This window comes from Pseudoalteromonas distincta (assembly GCF_000814675.1).
GTDB lineage: Bacteria > Pseudomonadota > Gammaproteobacteria > Enterobacterales > Alteromonadaceae > Pseudoalteromonas > Pseudoalteromonas distincta.
In genome coordinates this window covers 90,502-109,829 of the sequence record NZ_JWIG01000025.1, presented here as the reverse complement: position 1 = coordinate 109,829, position 19,328 = coordinate 90,502, and the positions used below count along the sequence as shown (strand labels likewise).

Annotated in this window: 19 protein-coding genes; 1 reads left to right on the top strand and 18 read right to left on the bottom strand. The window is 39.2% G+C overall.

The window, feature by feature from the left end; translation table 11 throughout:
- Positions 1–29: 29 nt before the first annotated feature.
- Complete coding sequence (locus QT16_RS16015; RefSeq protein WP_039489310.1) at positions 30–1,649, top strand: M28 family metallopeptidase; 1,620 nt, start codon at positions 30–32, stop codon at positions 1,647–1,649.
- A gap of 38 nt (positions 1,650–1,687) precedes the next feature.
- Here QT16_RS16015 and QT16_RS16010 read toward each other — a convergent pair whose 3' ends face one another.
- From QT16_RS16010 to pnp, 18 genes are all read right to left on the bottom strand, one after another.
- Positions 1,688–2,635: a PDC sensor domain-containing protein gene (locus QT16_RS16010; RefSeq protein ID WP_024603579.1), complete on the bottom strand. Its 948-nt coding sequence runs from the start codon at positions 2,633–2,635 to the stop codon at positions 1,688–1,690.
- Positions 2,636–2,855: 220 nt separating this feature from the next.
- Complete coding sequence (locus tag QT16_RS16005; protein ID WP_039489308.1) at positions 2,856–3,071, bottom strand: EF-hand domain-containing protein; 216 nt, start codon at positions 3,069–3,071, stop codon at positions 2,856–2,858.
- Between the two features lie 95 nt (positions 3,072–3,166).
- On the bottom strand, positions 3,167–3,373 hold the full coding sequence (locus QT16_RS16000; RefSeq protein ID WP_010554691.1) for a hypothetical protein: 207 nt from the start codon (positions 3,371–3,373) through the stop codon (positions 3,167–3,169).
- A 169-nt stretch (positions 3,374–3,542) separates the two neighbouring features.
- A complete protein-coding gene (locus tag QT16_RS15995) occupies positions 3,543–3,755 on the bottom strand; it encodes an EF-hand domain-containing protein (RefSeq protein ID WP_007585535.1) in 213 nt (70 codons plus the stop codon).
- 598 nt (positions 3,756–4,353) lie between these two features.
- Entirely contained in the window at positions 4,354–4,569 is a 216-nt protein-coding gene (locus QT16_RS15990) for a TIGR02450 family Trp-rich protein (RefSeq protein ID WP_002958506.1), read from the bottom strand.
- Between the two features lie 80 nt (positions 4,570–4,649).
- On the bottom strand, positions 4,650–5,003 hold the full coding sequence (locus tag QT16_RS15985) for a cupredoxin domain-containing protein (RefSeq protein WP_039489305.1): 354 nt from the start codon (positions 5,001–5,003) through the stop codon (positions 4,650–4,652).
- A gap of 20 nt (positions 5,004–5,023) precedes the next feature.
- Entirely contained in the window at positions 5,024–7,270 is a 2,247-nt protein-coding gene (locus QT16_RS15980; protein WP_039489304.1) for a heavy metal translocating P-type ATPase, read from the bottom strand.
- Complete coding sequence (locus QT16_RS15975; protein WP_024595963.1) at positions 7,260–7,703, bottom strand: MerR family transcriptional regulator; 444 nt, start codon at positions 7,701–7,703, stop codon at positions 7,260–7,262. Before QT16_RS15975 ends, QT16_RS15980 begins: the two co-directional genes overlap by 11 nt.
- A 508-nt stretch (positions 7,704–8,211) precedes the next feature.
- Positions 8,212–8,709, bottom strand: a complete 498-nt coding sequence (locus QT16_RS15970) for a DUF2059 domain-containing protein (protein ID WP_039489302.1) — start codon at positions 8,707–8,709, stop codon at positions 8,212–8,214.
- A gap of 130 nt (positions 8,710–8,839) precedes the next feature.
- Positions 8,840–9,172: a Na+/H+ antiporter subunit G gene (locus tag QT16_RS15965; protein WP_007378492.1), complete on the bottom strand. Its 333-nt coding sequence runs from the start codon at positions 9,170–9,172 to the stop codon at positions 8,840–8,842.
- 9 nt (positions 9,173–9,181) lie between these two features.
- Positions 9,182–9,451, bottom strand: a complete 270-nt coding sequence (locus QT16_RS15960) for a K+/H+ antiporter subunit F (protein WP_007378493.1) — start codon at positions 9,449–9,451, stop codon at positions 9,182–9,184.
- A complete protein-coding gene (locus tag QT16_RS15955) occupies positions 9,445–9,981 on the bottom strand; it encodes a Na+/H+ antiporter subunit E (protein ID WP_002958499.1) in 537 nt (178 codons plus the stop codon). Before QT16_RS15955 ends, QT16_RS15960 begins: the two co-directional genes overlap by 7 nt.
- Complete coding sequence (locus tag QT16_RS15950) at positions 9,981–11,498, bottom strand: monovalent cation/H+ antiporter subunit D (protein ID WP_039489298.1); 1,518 nt, start codon at positions 11,496–11,498, stop codon at positions 9,981–9,983. Before QT16_RS15950 ends, QT16_RS15955 begins: the two co-directional genes overlap by 1 nt.
- The gene (locus QT16_RS15945) at positions 11,495–11,848 is read right to left on the bottom strand and encodes a Na+/H+ antiporter subunit C (protein ID WP_010554685.1); all 354 of its coding nucleotides are present in this window, start codon (positions 11,846–11,848) and stop codon (positions 11,495–11,497) included. Before QT16_RS15945 ends, QT16_RS15950 begins: the two co-directional genes overlap by 4 nt.
- Positions 11,848–14,622 carry a monovalent cation/H+ antiporter subunit A gene (locus QT16_RS15940; protein ID WP_039489294.1) on the bottom strand — a complete coding sequence of 925 codons (2,775 nt, stop codon included), beginning with the start codon at positions 14,620–14,622 and terminating at the stop codon, positions 11,848–11,850. Before QT16_RS15940 ends, QT16_RS15945 begins: the two co-directional genes overlap by 1 nt.
- A 215-nt stretch (positions 14,623–14,837) precedes the next feature.
- On the bottom strand, positions 14,838–16,013 hold the full coding sequence (locus QT16_RS15935) for a hypothetical protein (RefSeq protein ID WP_039489292.1): 1,176 nt from the start codon (positions 16,011–16,013) through the stop codon (positions 14,838–14,840).
- Positions 16,000–16,878: a lipoprotein NlpI gene (nlpI, locus tag QT16_RS15930; protein WP_002958493.1), complete on the bottom strand. Its 879-nt coding sequence runs from the start codon at positions 16,876–16,878 to the stop codon at positions 16,000–16,002. Before nlpI ends, QT16_RS15935 begins: the two co-directional genes overlap by 14 nt.
- A gap of 141 nt (positions 16,879–17,019) precedes the next feature.
- On the bottom strand, positions 17,020–19,146 hold the full coding sequence (gene pnp, locus QT16_RS15925) for a polyribonucleotide nucleotidyltransferase (RefSeq protein WP_002958491.1): 2,127 nt from the start codon (positions 19,144–19,146) through the stop codon (positions 17,020–17,022).
- Positions 19,147–19,328: the final 182 nt, after the last annotated feature.

The following is a 19,328-nucleotide window of genomic DNA, read 5'->3' as shown; positions in this document are numbered from 1 at the left end:
AAGCCTAATTAAATAACAATATGAAGACTATGGCATCTACTCTTATAAAAAGCGCTAGCCTAAGCTTGCTAGTTGCACTCTTTGGCTGCTCAGAGCCTGCAAGCGAGAAAACTCCATTAGAAAATACAGCAGGTGTAAGCCTTAGCAATATTAAACAGCATATTAAAACGCTAGCCTCGGATGACTTTGAAGGCCGAGGCCCGCTTACTCATGGTGAAGTGAAAACAGTAGGCTACTTAAGTGAGCAATATAAAGCGCTGGGTTTAACCGGTGCTTATAAAGGTAAATACTTACAGCCTGTAAAAATGGCAATGGTGACTGCTAATCAGGATATGCAGTTAAAGGTGGGCGATTTAAGCTTTGAATCAGGTAAAGACTTTACCGCACGTACCGAGCAACTTCAGCCATTAATTGATGTACGCAATTCTGACGTTGTATTTGTTGGCTATGGTATTAATGCACCAGAATATAACTGGAATGACTATAAAAATATCGATGTAACTGGTAAAACTGTGGTTGTGCTAGTTAACGATCCAGGCTTTGCTACTCAAAACGACGCCCTTTTTACTGGTAATGCAATGACCTACTACGGTCGTTGGACTTATAAATATGAAGAAGCCGCTCGCCAAGGTGCAAAGGCTGTATTTATTGTTCATGAAACAGCACCTGCGGCATATCCTTGGGGCGTAGTTGAAAGTTCAAACACCGGCACTAAATACACGTTAATGGATAACAATTTAAACGCGTCTAAATTACCGGTTATGGGCTGGCTAACACTTGATGCGACTGAGAAAATGTTTAACGCCGCAACGCTTAACTACCAAGATTTAAAACAAGCAGCATTAAATGATGACTTTAAAGCGACGCCACTTAACTTAAAAGCAAACCTTGCCTTTAAAAACGAAGTATCACATGCAAAATCGCATAACGTAGTTGCACAAATTACAGGTAGCGAATCACCTGACGAATACGTTGTTGTCAGCGCTCACTGGGACCACTTTGGTACTAAACAAACTGATACTGGCCCTAAGATTTATAACGGCGCAGTAGATAACGCTTCAGGCACTGCAGCCACGCTTGAAATAGCACGTATAATGAGCAAAATGAACAAGCAAAAACCATTTAAACGCTCAATTATTTTTGCTAACTTTACAGCAGAAGAAACGGGGTTAATTGGTTCTGAAGAATTTGCATCGGGTGCGGTTGTACCTACAAAACAAATGGTCGGTCTATTAAATATTGATGGCATGAACGTGCTTGATGGCACTGACTATATTTTACAATACGGTAAAAATTTATCGACAATGGAAAACTATTTAGCAAAGGCTGCAAAATCACAAGGCCGTGTTGTTAAAATGGATCCTCGCCCGCAAAATGGCTTGTTTTTTAGATCAGATCATTTCTCACTTTCTAAGCAAGGCGTGCCTAGTTTATTATTTATGAGCCTGGGCGATACCGATCCTGAGTACATTGCGCATAAATACCATAAAGAAGCAGACGACTACTCAGCTGATTGGTCGTTAGGTGGCGTTAAGCAAGATATAGATCTTATTGTTGATATAGCCACACAGCTTGCAAACAATGGCGATTGGCCAAAGTGGACGAGCGAGTCTGACTTTAAAGCCAAACGCGCGCAAGATAAGCAATAAATAGCTATTAAATAGAGTTATGTAATATAAAAATCCTCCTACTTGGAGGATTTTTGTTTTAAGCGAGCCCGCATTAATAGCGTTTCAGCCTTTGCCCCTAAGTAAACATAAATAGCCAGTGCAATTAAAAGCCCTACCACTGCCAGCATCATCGCTATGGCAGGCATTAAATATTCCGATTGCCCCAACGCCGCTTTAAACATAGTTAACAGCGCCTCAATTGATATAGCAATCAACACAGTAGAGATAAACCGTGTAATAGTGCGCCGCGTAGACGAGTGCCTAAAAATATCCTTATGCATAAGGATTTCTTCTTCGAGTATTGTTTTACCTAAGTCAAATACTGCTAATGCCAAGGTGATGTAAATAATGATACTAAAGGGTTCAAGTGGGTCTGATGAGGTATCTACATGAGTTAATAGCGCGTATATATCACTAAAAACGATATTTAGTAAAAATAATACTAAGCAAAATAAGCACGCCACAATAATACCGTAACCCGCCTTGAAGTAAGGCGACATATTAGCGCGCGCAGTATCACCCATTACAAACTCAATAAGCTGCGTTAAGCTCACATCAACGACCAAGTAATGCTGATTATTAATTGGTTTTTTTAGCTCTTTAATCGCCGATATACATAAATGGTTAGTCGCTATAGAAATATAGGGATCAGTAAAGCACACTTTATCACTTGCTTTAGCGTTCAAAAAATAGGGTCGCTCGCTTAAATCCTGTTGATTACCACTTTCACCTAATTTTTTGCTATATGCGCGTTTAAAGCAGACATTATTACCCTGCTGCAAACCTTCTGCATTCAAACAATATTGTAATTCTAAAAATGGGTACTGCTTAATCAGATAGCGGGTATCACGCTCTTTAGTTAATCCGTCCTCAATACTCATTAAAATAGATTCAAGTAAACTGTGTATTACATGCTCATATTCGTGGTAGCGCTCAACACTACTGATATAACTCATTCGCGCCATTTTAAATACTCATTAACCTAAGTTATAAATAGATTTGCAAGTTTAAAACCAACAATAAAATAACTTAATAATCAGTAACTTGACACTATTCAAACTCAAGTTTTGCACTACTTTGGTGACTAAAAAGTAATATATTAAATTAAATGCACAAAAAAGCAGCTAAGTATTAATTACTTAGCTGCTTTGTGAGTATGACTAGTAAGGTTCTACATAGAGCTTATTACTGAACCTTCGAAAACTCTTCTTTAGATAACTCGCCATTTCCATCTGTATCTAATTGATCAAAAAGCTGTACTAGTTGCGAGTTTACTTGGGCTTCTGTTTTGCTAATTATGCCGTCGCCATCTGTATCAAAAGAATCAAAATCTACCGCAGCAAACGCCGCTGAAGAAGAAGCTAGGGCTACAAGTGCTAAAGTTTTGTGTAATGTTTTCATAATCGTTTCCTTAGGCTTTGAGCCTGATTAGGGGTGACCTGATTAGAGGTAAGAAGTCCTTTTCAAAGATCCTTTAGGAGTAAAGTGTTTATAAATTAATATTCAAAAAAATCATTTTCTGTCGGGCCACCGCTACTTTGAACATTCAGCTCGTCAAATTGCTCTATAACTTGCACCGATTCTTCAGAGCGACTAATTGAAGCGTTGTCGTCTGCATCGAGTGTTTCAAAGTCTGTGTTTGCAAAAACTACTGACGAAGAAACAATAGCCATAAGTACAAATGTTGATTGTAGCTTTTTCATAATTTAATCCTTCAAAAGTATGCGGTGTCCTAAATAAATTTGCTCTATAGTGCTCTCTAGTCACTTCCTGGTTATTCTTTTTAGTAGGCTCCCTTGCCTACTTAGGTTGTCTTTGGCAACTCAGAATTTAGATAACATCACAGAGCATTAACTGCTTAAGGCTTTAATTTTAGGCCTTAGAAAACTCATCTTCAGATAGCTCACCATCTTGGTTTGTATCGAGTTCTTCAAATTTGCTTAAAAGCTCAGCATCTACTGAAGCTTCGGCTTGGCTGATTGCGCCATTACCATCTACGTCTAGCGTATCAAAATCTGTTGCTGCAAAAGCCGCTGATGAAGAAGCTAGCGCCATTAGTACTAATGTTGATTGAAATGTTTTCATAATAGTATTCCTTCATTGGGTTGTTGCGATTAAGGCCTTTGGCTTTCATCACGTTTTGCTTAATACACTCTAGGTATTACAACTTCGGTGCCACTTTTTATTTATTATTTAAAAACAATGAGTTAAATGATACAAAGCGAGAAAAGCTTAATTTGCGGAGGTGTTATTGTTGCTATTTAGCAACAGCCATTTAACTAAAAATAATAAACCATTATAAATCAATTGGTTAAGTTTAATTAAAAAGACACACTTTGGCTAAAAAGCCAATAAAGGGGGCGTTTAGGTTAGCCTTCAAAATAAACTGAATATGAACATGGAAATTACATCGGATTTATTTGCGGCCATTAAATAATTAATTTACTTATAATCAGTAAGTTACATTGTTTTTGAAATTTATTATAAAAATTTTGGAAAGATATTTTGAAATTAACTGTTTTGTTGCCAAATGGCGAATTTATTTAGGAAGGTTTCAATGCTAAAGCTAAGTTGTAGCATTAAACTCATAATTTAATGCGCTGTAAAACATATGTTCGCTTGAGTTAAGCAAACCTACATCGTGTGCCAGCTATTGGAGTGAGGTAAATTATATAGACTTAAACTACTTCCACCCTTGCAGCCACTTTTGGTTATCTTTTAAATCTCGCCAACTAATTGGATATTGATTTTTTGACATAACAGCCTCGGTAATACATTCAATTACATTACCGTCTTCATCAAATTCCACCTCAACAATAATGAAGTGTTTTTCTTTATTTATAGCAGGTGTTGCGGTCCATTTACTATTCAATAATTTTTTAGGGTTTAGTTTATTCATTTAGTATAACGACTCCTATTCATCTATTTATACAGCTTATATAAGGCAACTATACGACCCCAACACCTACTTAGTTCAGGTTACTGAGCAACTAGCTTGCCCTTATACATTTGCATTTGGCAATGAAAGTCGTATTCACCGGCTTCAAGCGCAGGTAGTTTAACTGTATTGCCATCACCCATTGCCAGCGTTTTACTTATATCAAGCTGTGGAAATACCACTGTTTCGGCGCACGGCGCGCTGTCTTTTCTATCAAAGGTAAGTACAACCTCTTTGTTGGCTGCCACTTTAATGTGTCCTGGCTTATAAACACCGTTATCAACGACTATCATTACTTTGTTGTCATCACTTTGTGTTTGCTCTGGTTTGTATAGCCAAAACCAATAAATAATTGCGGCTATTAACAGTGCACCACCTATATTAATCATCAACATAATGTACTCCTTAGCTTAAATTACGATTTATTTGGTTTGAAAAAACGTAAGCGATTAGCGTTACTTACCACTGTAAGCGATGAAAGTGCCATAGCTGCACCTGCAACAACAGGGTTAAGTAGTATGCCAAAAAATGGATACAACACGCCGGCTGCAATCGGAATACCCGCCACGTTATAAATAAAGGCACCAAATAGGTTTTGTTTAATATTTGAAATAGTTGCATTACTCACTGCAATTGCATCAGCAAGACCATGTAATGAACCACGCATTAAGGTAATGTCTGCACTTTCTATTGCAACATCGGTACCTGTACCAATTGCAAATCCTACGTCGGCTTGTGCAAGTGCGGGAGCATCGTTAATACCGTCACCTGTCATACCCACTATTTCACCGTTTGCTTGGCGCTTTGTTACTTCGTTTACTTTGTCATCGGGCATTACTTCTGCAATAAAGTCATCAATACCGACTTGCTTAGCAACGGCTTGTGCAGTGGCTTTGTTGTCACCTGTTAGCATAACTAGGTGGATACCTTTATCTTGCAGGCGTTTAATAGCTTCAACTGAATCCTCTTTAATTGGATCGGCTACTGCAATAATAGCGTGGAGCTTATTATTACTTGCAAAATACATGGGTGTTTTAGCATCACTGGCAAGTGTTTGAGCTTGCTCGGTTGCATCATCAACGGCCACGTTGTATTTATCCATTAGCGCTTTATTGCCAAACAACAATGTTTGCCCGTCAACACTGCCAGTGACACCTTTACCTGTAATTGCGTTAAAGTCGGCTACTTTACTTAAAGCTAAGCCCTGCTTTTTAGCGTGTGCCGTAATTGCTTGGGCCAGTGGATGCTCTGAGCTACTTTCAAGGCTTGCAACAAGTTGCATTACTGTATTTTCATCACTGTTATTAAAGGTAACTACATCGGTAACTTGCGGTGTGCCTTGAGTAATAGTGCCTGTTTTATCTAAAATCATGGTGGTGATTTTAGATGTTGTTTGCAGCGACTCACCATTTCGAATTAATATTCCTGACTCTGCAGCTTTACCAATACCCACCATAACTGACATAGGGGTTGCGAGTCCTAACGCACAAGGACAAGCAATAATAAGTACAGTGGTAACCGCAACAACGGCATAAGCAATTGATGGCTCAGGTCCAAAGTTTAACCATGCAAGGCCCGCAAGTACTGCAATAATCATGACCGTTGGTACAAATATTCCTGATATAACATCAGCTAAGCGCCCTATTGATGGCTTAGAGTTTTGTGCACGCTTTACCATATTGATAATATTGGCAAGTGTGGTTTCGCTACCAATGTGCGTGGCTTTAAATAATAAAGTGCCACTTTTATTAATACTTCCGGCAACGACTTTGTCGCCCGTTTTTTTGCTTACAGCCATTGGCTCACCAGTAAGCATTGACTCATCAACCGTACTGCTGCCTTCAATAACATCGCCATCCACAGGGATTTTTTCACCCGGGCGTACGCGTACTTCATCATTTTTTACAACATCACTAATGTCGATGTCTTGCTCTTGACCATCGCGAATTACGCGTGCAGTTTTTGGTTGCAGGCCAATTAAGCGTTTAATTGCTTGTGAGGTGCGCCCACGTGCTTTTACTTCAAAAGCGAGCCCTAAACTAATTAAACCGATGATCATCGATGATGCTTCAAAATATACGTGTCTTGCAACTTGTGGTAATAAGTTTGGTGCTATTACCACAAACATTGAATACAACCACGCAGTACCTGTACCAAGCGCTATTAATGTATCCATATTGGCAGCATGGTTTTTGAATGCCTGCCAAGCACCGTTGTAAAATTGTTTACCTGATATAGCCATAACCACAAGCGTGACTATACCCACTAAAAACCAGGCTATTCGTTGTGTGTCGGTGGTCACACTCATATCAAAAATAAGCCCGTATATCATTAACGGCGCACCGACCCCTAACGCTAATATCATATTACGCATTAGCTTTTTATAATGTGCCTCATCCGACTTTGCTTTTTCATCAAGTGCATCTTGATCAGACTCGTTACTCATTGGCTTAGCTGAATAACCAATGTTTTCGACTGCTTTAATAAGCGTGCTTTCGCGGGCTTTACCTTCTACACGTACAATACGCTGTGCAAAGTTCATTTCCACGTTTTGCGCGCCTTGCACGCTATTAAGGGCTTTTTCAATTTTAGCCACACAACTGCCGCAATTAGCACCCTCAATAATAAAGTTTTGCGCGGTGTCTTTTGTATTAGTCGTCATTACGCTGCTCCTTATTTGCAGAATCGTTTATTGGATCAACAAAAGATTCTATTAAACTACATACGTCACTGGCATTTGCACCATCGGCTGATGTATCCCATTGCGCCAGAGCTGCATGCATTCTGTTTCGTAATTTTAATGTTTCTTGAAATAGTGCTTCGGTTTCTTCTAGGCGTTTAGTAATGAGTTTACGCGTTAACGGACAAGGACAATTCCCCTGCTCAGACTCGCCTATAATGTGTTGAATATCTTTGAGTGAAAAACCAAGTTGACGAGAGCTAATAATAAACTTTAAACGCTGCTGGTCTTGCTTTGTATATTCTTGATAACCATTTTCTTCACTGCGTATTGGATGAAGTAACCCAATTCGTGTGTAATGACGAACAGTATCGGCAGTCACGCCCATTAACTTAGCGAGTTGTTTAACATACATAATTTAGCTCCGTCGTGTTTCAATAGCTTCATAATAAACCTAGGTGCAACACATAGGTCAATGGCTATTTTAAAACTAACAAAATAATACTAATTGGCTCAATTAAGTGCTCTATTTAAGACAATAAATCGAGTGGATAACAGAGCAAAGGTTTCGTTATTTAGTTGTTATTATTAATTGCCCCTGCATCCATGCAGTCGTATCTCAAAAATGTTTAACGCAGTTAGCGCCGAATTTATTCCCTCAAATTGATTATGTATTGTTGCTCATTGGTATAGTGACACAAACATAATTAACTTAAGCTGATATTGGCCGTGTATTATCTGAAGGGGGCGTAATTTAGCACAGAAGCGCCTAAGTAAGGCGCGTATTAATCTAAGGGCGTGTTGATCATTGGTGATTTAATTTATGCAGACTGTTTGGTCTTTAGGCAAGCCAGAGCCTATGTAGTGTGGTTATTCTCCATAAATAAGCGATAACGCAGCATAAATACCAAACATGCGCTGCCCTAGTTTGATTCGCTACGGCTTTGCTCTAATTCGTCGCTTAGTTGCTGCGCTAAAGTTTGTATTTTAGGCATAGCATCTTTCATTAAGCTTTGTGACATTTGCATAGACTCTTGCATTACAACAGGCATTTTTTCAAGTATTTTTTGCCCTGTATCTGTTTTATAAAACGCTAGCATATCGGCAATTTCTTGCTCACTAAAATGTTTGTCGTACACGCTAATCATCATCGGCTGCATTTTGGCCCAGCTCATTTCAGTTTTTAATACCGTCGTCATGTCGCCGTAGTATTTATCAAAAATTGCCTGTTCAGAAGGCTTAACGCCCATTTGGTCTGACATGCCTTTCATCATACCTTCAACCTGGCCGTACATAGAGTCAACCATTGAATCTAAATTCATTACATTAATGAGTTCATCTATTTTTTGCTGCTTAGTACTTTGTTCAGCATATAAACTACTAGAAAAAATTAGCAATGATAAAAGTAGTACCTTACCCATAATAATATCCTTTCATATAAATAATGGATTTATAGTCACATGAATAACTTGTATTGTAAAGGGTACAAGCAATCATTAAAAAGGCCGAATAAAATGAACTTATTCGGCCTTTTATAAATTAATTTTTGCGTTAGTCGTCTTCTACATTATCTAGGCCTTTAGTGCCTTCTTTGGCTTTTAGCTTATGATGAATAGCTGACTTTATTAGCATGTAACCACTAATCGGTGCCGTAATTAGTAAAAATATAGTAATGAGTATTTCTTTAACACTTAGGCCATGCCCTGAATTTGCAAAATAAACCATAGCAGCAATTAACATACTCGCCATGCCCAACGTGGTTGCTTTAGTTGGTCCATGTAAACGCATAAAAAAGTCAGGTAGTTTAATTAAACCTATTGAGCCAATTAAAATAAACGTACCACCAAATAACAATAATATTGATACAACCCATTCGCTGATCATGTTTTCACCTTATTCAATTATATCGCCACGTAGTAAATACTTACACACTGCAACCGTACTTATAAAACCTAGCATGGCAATAAGCAGTGCAGCTTCAAAATAAAGCCCTGTATCCATACTAATGCTGTATAAAATAATCAGTGCGATGACGTTAATGTACATAGTATCGAGCGCTAAAACACGGTCAGGCACTGACGGACCGATGATCAATCGCCATAAATTAAGCAATAATGATAAGCCAATCATCGAAAAAACAATGAGTAATACAGTATCTAACATTGAAATATCTCCTTTAGTGGAGCTTCGTAGCGTTGTTTTATTTGTTTGATAAGTGCTTCTTCATCTTTAAGATCAAGCACATGTATCAGTAAGTAGCGTTGCGTTGGCTCTTCACCTTCAGGTAGCGACTCAGCAATTGGATAAACCTCTGCACTCACAGTACCAGGTGTAAGCGATACACAACTAGCCAATATAGTAATTGGCATGTCGTGTGTTAAATCTATAGGAACTTTTATAAAGGCCGGACGCAATTTTTTTGATGGTCCAAGTATAAGTAAAGCCACTTGTAAATTTGCAACAACAATATCGTACAGCACTATAAGTAACTGCTTAAGCGCCAAGCCTGGCTTTAAAATCAGTGGCTGAGGGTCTCGAAACGAAAAACTTAGAATAGGGATAAGTATCGCAAAAATAGTCGCTAATACTAAGTGCCCTACCGATACGCTATTGTTTAACAATAACCAAACCATAAACAAAAATAAGCTACGAAATGGCGTTGGTAACCAACGAAAACGGGCTTGTAATCTCATCACATGCCTCCTTTAAGTACAGCATTAATACCGCCGCTTAGATCATGTAACTGAGTAGCAGCATTTAGCATATATTCACTTATTGGTCCGCCCAAAATAACGAGCAATGGCGAACATGCAAGTAAAGCTATAATTACTGTTACCTGCAACGGATGTGCACTTGCACAATCGGCATTTTCGCTATTTTTGCTTCTATGCTCCCAGAACAAAGTTGTGCCAGCGCGCGAAAGCGCTACTAACAACGCAAAACTTGTTACTAAATATACTGGCCAAAATAGTAAAGCTTGCTCACTATTTAATGTCGCTTTAAGTATCCAAATTTTACCTACAAAGCCTGACAGTGGTGGCATACCAACTACCGTTAAGGACGCAATAATAAAGCACACACCTAATAAAAATGGCTGTTTTACAGAGCGACCTGCTACTAGTCTATCGCCAACTTTACCGCGCTGGATTGAAACTAAGTCTGCTAGTAAAAATAGTGCGGCACTAACAAGTGTTGAATGCACTAAATAATATAAAAGTGCAGCAGTGGCATTTACATTTTGCAATGCTATTAGCGCAACCAGCGTACCTACCGATACTAATACTAAGTTAGAGGTGAGTTTACGTAAGTCTTGTGCAGCCATCACACCAATTGCACCTACTATAATGGTCGCAATTGCTAAGCCCCAAAGCCAAGGCTGCGCCATGTGTTCAAGCGCTCCGGCTTGTTCACCAAATATCACAGTGTAAACACGAAGCATGGCGTAAACGCCTACTTTGGTCATAATCGCAAACAATGCAGCAACCACAGGTTTAGCACTTGCGTAAGTATTTGGAAGCCATAAATGCAGAGGTAATAGTGCGCCTTTTAAAGCAAATACTATTAATAGTAGTAAGCCGCCTGCTTTTGCTAGATATACATCATCACCTGTAAGTAGTGATACCTTTTGCGTCATGTCTGCAATATTAAGCGTACCAAGCACACCGTACAAAATCCCCAAACCAATTAAAAATACGCTTGAGCCAACTAAATTCAATATTACATATTGCAATGCCGCGCGAGTATTTTGTTTATCACCTGCGTGCATTAACAATGCATAAGATGCAATCAGTAGCACTTCAAAAAATACAAATAGGTTAAATAAATCGCCAGTTAAAAACGCGCCATTTACACCCAATATCAAAAAGTGAACAAGTGGGTGATAAAAGCTGCCTTTTTCATCATCGCCAGCACTACCATATAAAATAGCGCCCAAACCTAAAAATGAAGTTAACGTAACCAATAAGGTAGACAACATATCGGCTACTAAGACTATTCCAAATGGTGCAGACCAACTACCAATAGCGTAAACATTAATACCTGTATTATTAATATGTACAAGTAAAAGCACACTAATGGCAAAAGTAGCTATTGCCATTACAATTGAAACTAAGCGGCGAATTTTGACGCTTTTACCACACGGCGGCAGCAATAAAATAACGGCCGTCAGCATAGGTAATAAAATAGGTAGCGAAGCTAAATGTTGGATCATTTTTGCTCCTTATTATCTGCCGAGGTGTTAGGCACATAACCATCAACATGATCGCTACCTAAATCGGCGCGTCCACGTATTGCCAAAATAACCACGAATGCGGTCATAGCAAAACCAATAACAATAGCTGTAAGCACTAAAGCTTGAGGTAATGGGTCGGCGTATTCTGTACCAGTACCAAGCACTACCGCTTTATTAATAGTAAGACGACCTGCTGAAAATAAAAATAAGTTAACAGCATATGAAATCATAGTAAGCCCAAGTACTACAGGGAACGTACGAGCTCTTAGCAGTAAAAACACACCGCAACTGACCAATACTCCAACGCAAGATGCGTACAATAATTCCATTAAATATTTACCTCTTTTTTCTGGGTATCTGCCGTCATATTACCTAAGCTTGCCAAAATCATTAGCGTAGCGCCTACAACCGTTAAGTAAACACCTAGGTCAAATGCAATAGCGCTGGCAAGCTCTGTTTTACCGACAAACGGAATATCAAAGTAGTCAAACCAAGTTGTTAAAAATGGCTTATCAAAGAACCAGCTACCCACACCAGTGAACAGTGAAATACCAATGCCTGAAGCTATGATTTTACGATAATTAACATCAAAACGTCCGTTTATCCATGCTGTACCATGCGCCATGTATTGCAAAATAAACGCGATTGACGTTACCAGTCCTGCAATAAAGCCACCGCCAGGTAAGTTATGTCCGCGTAAGAAAATATATGCAGAAACCAATAACGCAAGCGGTAATAAACTTTGTGAAATACTCGCCAGTAATATTGGATGGCGCTCTCGTGCCCATGGGCGCCCTTCGCTGTCACTTGCTGGCATAAATAATGGGATTCGAGAAAGTACTTTAAATATACCTAATGCGGCAATGCCTAATACGGTAATTTCACCAAGCGTATCAAAGCCCCTAAAGTCGACTAAAATAACGTTAACTACATTAGTACCACCGCCACCAATTTTAGCGTTAGCAATAAAGAAGTCTGAGATTGAATCTAATGGACGTGTAAGTAATGCATAACAGATACTCGCTATAACTACACCTAACGTAGAGGCAATTCCTAAATCTCGAAGTACGCGTAATGAACTTGATTCTTTTGGCGTATGCTGGGGCAAGAAAAACAATGCCAGCATAAGTAAAATAATAGTAACAACCTCAACAGTTAACTGTGTAAGCGCTAAATCTGGAGCAGAAAAACGTGTGAACACAACCGATACCATTAACCCTACGATTGAGAGCATTAACAACGATACCATTCGAGAGCGATGCCAAATAACGGTAGCAAGAGCACCAATAATCAATAAGCCTGCCCCAATTGCATTGTGCACATCAACAGGGGTAAGTGGCATGCTGCCAGCAAGTTGTTGCATTTCAAATAATGGCCAACCGGCACACAGTAAGACTACCGCTAACATAATTACTAGGTAGCGCTGCAGCGATCCATTTTCGATACTGCTTACCTTTGACTGACACCAAGCAACAACACTTAAAATTACACGTTCAAAGGTTTTTTTAGCATTTAAAGGTGGTAATGACGCTTGAAACTGAAATAGATATTTACGATTAATATAAATAAATAAACCGCCAGCAATCGCCATTGCACTCATTAATAGAGGCAAGTTAAACCCGTGCCAAATAGCCAATTCGTAAACTGGCATTTCTTTTCCAAGTACAGCTAAAGAGGCCGCAGATAAAATGCCATCAATTGTAAAGTGTGGGAACATACCCACTAGCAAACAAATCACAACTAATATTTCTATTGGTACTCGCATATAACGTGGCGGTTCGTGCGGCGTGCGAGGTAAATCGATTGGCTCACCATTAAAGAACACGTCATGAATAAAGCGTGCGGAGTACGCAACAGCTAATGCGCCTGCAACCGTTGCCAGTACTGGAATTAACCACGACATAGAACCAAGCACTTGCTGATGCAGCGTTTCTGCAAAAAACATCTCTTTAGACAAGAAGCCATTAAGTAATGGAACCCCTGCCATTGCAGCCGCCGCGACCATTGCAAGCGTTGCAGTGTATGGTAGGTATCGCCACATACCATTTAATTTACGCATATCGCGCGTGCCTGTTTCATGATCGATAATACCAACGGCCATAAATAACGACGCTTTAAACGTTGCATGGTTAATTATATGAAATATAGCAGCAACAGTCGCAAGCTCAGTATCAAGCCCGAGTAATAGCGTTATTAAACCCAAATGGCTTATTGTTGAGTAGGCTAACAATCCTTTTAAATCGTGTTTGAATAATGCTATATAAGCACCAAACAACAGCGTAGCTAAACCTGTTAACCCAACAAGCAGGAACCACGTATCGGTGCCAGCTAAAGCCGGATGAAAACGTGCTAACAAAAATATACCGGCTTTTACCATGGTTGCAGAATGTAAATACGCGCTCACTGGCGTAGGCGCTGCCATTGCATGAGGAAGCCAAAAATGAAATGGAAATTGTGCCGATTTAGTAAACGCACCCAATAGCACCAATACTAATGCTACTTCGTATAAATCGTGAGATTGAATTATCGCTTTACTCGCTAGGATAACATCTAGGTCATAACTACCAACAATATCACCTAATAGCATTAAGCCTGCAAGTAACGCTAAGCCGCCCGCGCCTGTTACAGCAAGAGCCATACGAGCACCCTTTCGCGCTTCAGACTTATGCCACCAAAAACTAATTAATAAAAATGAGCTGATGCTCGTTAATTCCCAAAACAACCACAGCTGAATAACATTGTTAGACATAACAATGCCAAGCATTGCGGTCATAAACAGCATTAAATAACTATATAACTTAGCCATTGAGTCGTTGGCACTGAGGTAGTAACGCGTGTAGAGGATAACGAGCAAGCCTATGCCTAAAATCATAAACATAAACAATAAACTGAGGCCGTCTAACCGCAGAGATAGGTCGAGCCCTATTGACGGGATCCAAGCGAAAGAGTAACGAATGGTTTCGCCCGCTAAAACTGCAGGTGCATGGTATAAAGTTATTCCCAAAGCCGTTAAACTAGTGCTTAAATTGCGGGATAACTTACCTGTGCATGCAGAAATAACACTGCCAATTAAGGATAACAAGGGTATCCAGAGCAAAGTCATAATGTAGGGCCTTTTATAATCATAAGTTTATCAGGGCATCTCTTTTTAATACTAAGGGATGCTTTTACTGCCTGTTTTTAAACGACATTAATGACTATAGTTATACTGAAAAACACTGATTTTGTCTATAAAAAGCGGTTCTGTATGGGTGTTTTTTAAACATGTACTAACAATTTATTAAGCCTACAAAAACAATTAATTAATACTGATAATTGTTAATTTAATATGGCCTTATTTGCAAATGTAAGCGCGCTGGAGTGGCGATAAGAATTACCATTGGTCATATCTAAATGCTTCAACCAAATCTCTCTATACTGCGCCGAGAGCCCTAACTGCTGATATTGCATAATAGACCAATTTTCACTAGGTTTATATGCAACACCACCTATCTGGCAACTCTTTGCTTTATGCCAGCCTATTGGGGGAGACTCATCATGAGAAATAAATAAATTAGGTGCCACAAAACCCGTTTTTGCACACAACCATGCTTGTTTAGCTTTAGGTAGCGCATATTCATCTTCAAAACCGTTAAAATGCATCAACTCATGCAAAAACACACTGTATTTTGCTTTTGAGTTTATTAGCATTGTTCCTTTAGTAACATTAGCCGTTCCATCTTTTGGCATCATTACTATAAAATCAAAATTGTTAGGAAGCTGGTTATTGAGTTTAGCTGATTGCCAGTCACACTTTGCTATTTGATTAATGCTACTTTTACACTCAAGCATACCTGCAACGTAAACTGGTTTTGAAAAGCAAAAAATATTTTCACGGGGCTCTGGTTGTTTATTATAAGCATTAATAAACTCGGTGAGTTTATATAAGCCCCTACGATGATCGCTCATAGTCAGCACGTTAAACATACATTGCTTATTAGGTTTGCTTATATTTCTTAAAGATGAAAAACCAAGAGCGTGGATAAACTCACTAGATACTTTACTCTGTGGTGTTTTTAACTGAAGTTTTAGATGATTTAGCACATCCCCTGCTGGTAATTTGTTTTTACTAGCGAGTAACTTTAAATCGCTCCAACGTGAGTGCTCAAGTAACTTTGCTGCTAATATTTTACGCTCTGGGATTGTTAAGTCATTTAATGATCTGAGCCAAAATTGTTTTGCAGTATCGCTCTGACTGTTTTTAATAAGCTTAAGAGAATACATATATTGGGCTGAAGAAATTTTACTGCGGGCGAGTATAGCTAAAGAGGTATTTGGTAACTGCTCTAAGTGATCAGAAAAATAACCAGGTGATTTCCAATAACTTTGTAGCACATTAGCTTTTGCGTTTAAAACATGCCAAAAGCCAATAGCACCTAGGTGATTACTCGAGCCTGTAATTAACAAACAACATAGTAATACACCTATTAATTTAAAACGCTTAACTTGCGTCAACACCTTGCATCAACTCAAGCTCTAAACGCGCATATTTGTACTCAATAAACTCGTGTACATTAGTTGCTAGCGCAAGCCTAAAGTAGTCTGATGCTAAATACAGCTCACCTGCTGCTTGATGCATTTTAGCTAAATAAAAATAAGCTTCGCATAAACGCTGCGCATATTCTTGCTCAGTTCTAACACCATCACTAATGCCAGATAAAAATGCATGTTCACTCATATCCCCCGTATAAAGAGAAATTAACTGGTACGCCCATTGTGATTCATCAAGCGCAGTGGCATTTTGTTTAAGTGCATCAAGCGCAACGGCTTTATCCTCTTGTGCTTGTGCTAAATAAACCCATAAAACTCGGTACGGATCTTTTGGAGAGCGAGCTAAAAATTCATTAAAATCATTTTTAGCAAGGCCTGCTCTGTCGCCGTAATACAGTGCGATACCACGATTTAAATAGGCGTATTCATGCTCTTCATCAAGTTCTAGGGCAGAATCGAAAAACTCATAGGCTTTTTCATACTGCTGCATAAGCGTATGTTGAATACCTAAAAAATTATACACTTCAGCTAAATCAGGCTTAAGCTTTACTGCGCGATTAAAATCAATACGCGAAAGAGTTGTCATACCTAGACTATCAAAAAGTACACCACGGTCGTAATAAAGCTTAGCTTGTTGCTCTTCGCTTAAGTCGGCTCTATTTAATAGCTCTGAGTAGCGTGCAATAGCAATTTCACTTCTAAAGTCAGAAGCTAAAGGTGCAGTAAATGGCACATTAACAATCGGGGTTGGTTCTGATTCTGTTGTAGTTTGGCAAGCGCTTAAAGACAAAATAGCAAAAGATGCCAAAGCTAAATGTTTGAGTATCATTAAAATCCTTAATACCAAGATATATCGCGATTAATATAAGACAGACCTTGTCCAATAAGGTTTCATTAAAGCATAAAAAAAGGGGCTAAACAGCCCCTTTTTTACTATCTAGCTAATATAACTAGATTAATAAGTTAGCAATTACGCGTCAGTTGGCGCGTCAGCTGCAGGTGCTGCTGATTCCATTGCTTCTTTAATACTTAGACGTACACGGCCTTGGCGATCTACTTCTAGTACTTTAACTTTAACTTCTTGACCTTCAGAAAGGTGATCAGCCACGTTATTAACGCGCTCAGTACTAATTTGAGAAATATGTACTAGACCATCTTTGCCAGGAAGAATGTTTACAAACGCACCGAAGTCTACGATACGTACAACTTTACCTTCGTAGATAGTACCTACTTCAAGTTCAGCTGTTAATTGCTCAATACGGCTAATTGCATTAGCTGCACTTTCGCCATCTGTAGCGGCAATTTTAATTGTACCGTCGTCACCGATTTCAATCGTGGTACCAGTTTCTTCAGTAAGCTGACGAATAGTTGCGCCACCTTTACCAATAACTTCAGCGATTTTCTTCTGTGGGATTTTCATTGTGTATATGCGAGGAGCAAACATTGATAGCTCTTCAGAAGGAGCAGAAATCGCTTCATCCATCACTTCTAAGATATGTAAACGTGCAGCTTTTGCTTGTTTAAGCGCAATTTGCATGATTTCTTGAGTGATACCTTCGATTTTGATATCCATTTGAAGTGCAGTAATACCTGCAGCAGTACCAGCAACTTTAAAGTCCATGTCACCTAAGTGATCTTCATCACCTAAAATGTCAGAAAGAACAACGAATTTATCGTCTTCTTTAACTAGACCCATCGCAATACCGGCAACAGATGCTTTAATTGGTACACCCGCGTTCATAAGTGCTAGAGAAGTACCACAAACAGACGCCATTGAAGAAGAACCGTTTGATTCAGTAATTTCAGATACTACACGGATTGAGTAAGGGAACTCAGTAAGTGTAGGCATTACAGCTGAAATACCACGCTTAGCAAGGTTACCATGGCCGATTTCACGACGCTTAGGAGAACCAACAAAACCAGTTTCACCTACACAGAATGGAGGGAAGTTGTAGTTAAGCATAAAGTGGTTTTTATGAGTACCAGTTAAATCGTCGATTAACTGTGAATCACGTTCTGTACCAAGTGTCGCTGTTACTAACGCTTGAGTTTCACCACGTGTAAAGATAGCAGAACCGTGAGTACGCGGTAATACGCCAGTCATTACGTCTAGTGCACGAATCATATCTGGTTCACGACCATCGATACGTTTTTCGCCAGCAGCGATACGGCCACGAACGATTTTCTTCTCAAGTGAACCGAAGATTTTGCCAATTTCTTGCTTGTCTAAAGACTCGCCTTCAGCAAGTTCAGCTGTTAATACTGCAACAACTTCATCTTTAGCTTCACCAAGAGCTTCTTTACGCGCTACTTTATCAGTGATTAAGTAAGCTGCGCCTACTTTTTCAGCAGCAATAGTTGCTACTTTATCTTCTAATGCAACATTTTTCTCAGGTGCAGTCCAATCCCAAGTAGGCTTGCCTGCTTGCGCTTTAAATTCTTCGATTGCAGTAATGATCGCTTGAGATTGCTCATGACCATATACAACAGCGCCAAGCATTACATCTTCTGCAAGTACGTTAGCTTCTGATTCAACCATAAGTACCGCTTTATCAGTACCGGCTACCACTAAATCAAGTTGGCTTTCTTCAAGCTCTTTTAATGTAGGGTTAAGTACGTATTCGCCGTTGATGTAACCAACGCGAGATGCACCAATTGGACCACTGAACGGGATACCAGAGATAGCAAGTGCTGCTGAAGTACCAATCATCGCAACCATATCAGGTTGGATTTCAGGGTTAACAGAAACAACAGTAGCAATAACTTGTACTTCGTTTACAAAGCCGCTTGGGAAAAGTGGACGAATTGGACGGTCAATAAGACGTGCAATAAGAGTTTCGCCATCGTTAGGACGGCCTTCACGCTTTAAGAAACCACCAGGGATACGACCAGCAGCGTACATACGCTCTTGGTAGTTAACTGTTAGTGGGAAAAAGTCTTGACCAGGTTGTGCTTCACGCTTACCAACAACAGTTACTAAAACTGAAGTGTCGCCAATGCTTGCAAGTACAGCGCCGTCTGCTTGACGAGCGATTGCACCAGTTTCTAGAGTCACTGTATGTTGACCTAGTTTGAATTCTTTAATAATTGCTTGCACTTAAAATATTCCTTAAATGTATTCTAATAAGTTGTCATCAAAGTACCAATTACAGTACATAATTGTATTCAGTTGGAAATCAATTAAGTACTACAATTGGCAATGATGTGAATAATTGCAGATAAACCTTTTTACCTACGCGCATAGTATATACCAAAGCTACTTCAAAATGCGAGTCTAGG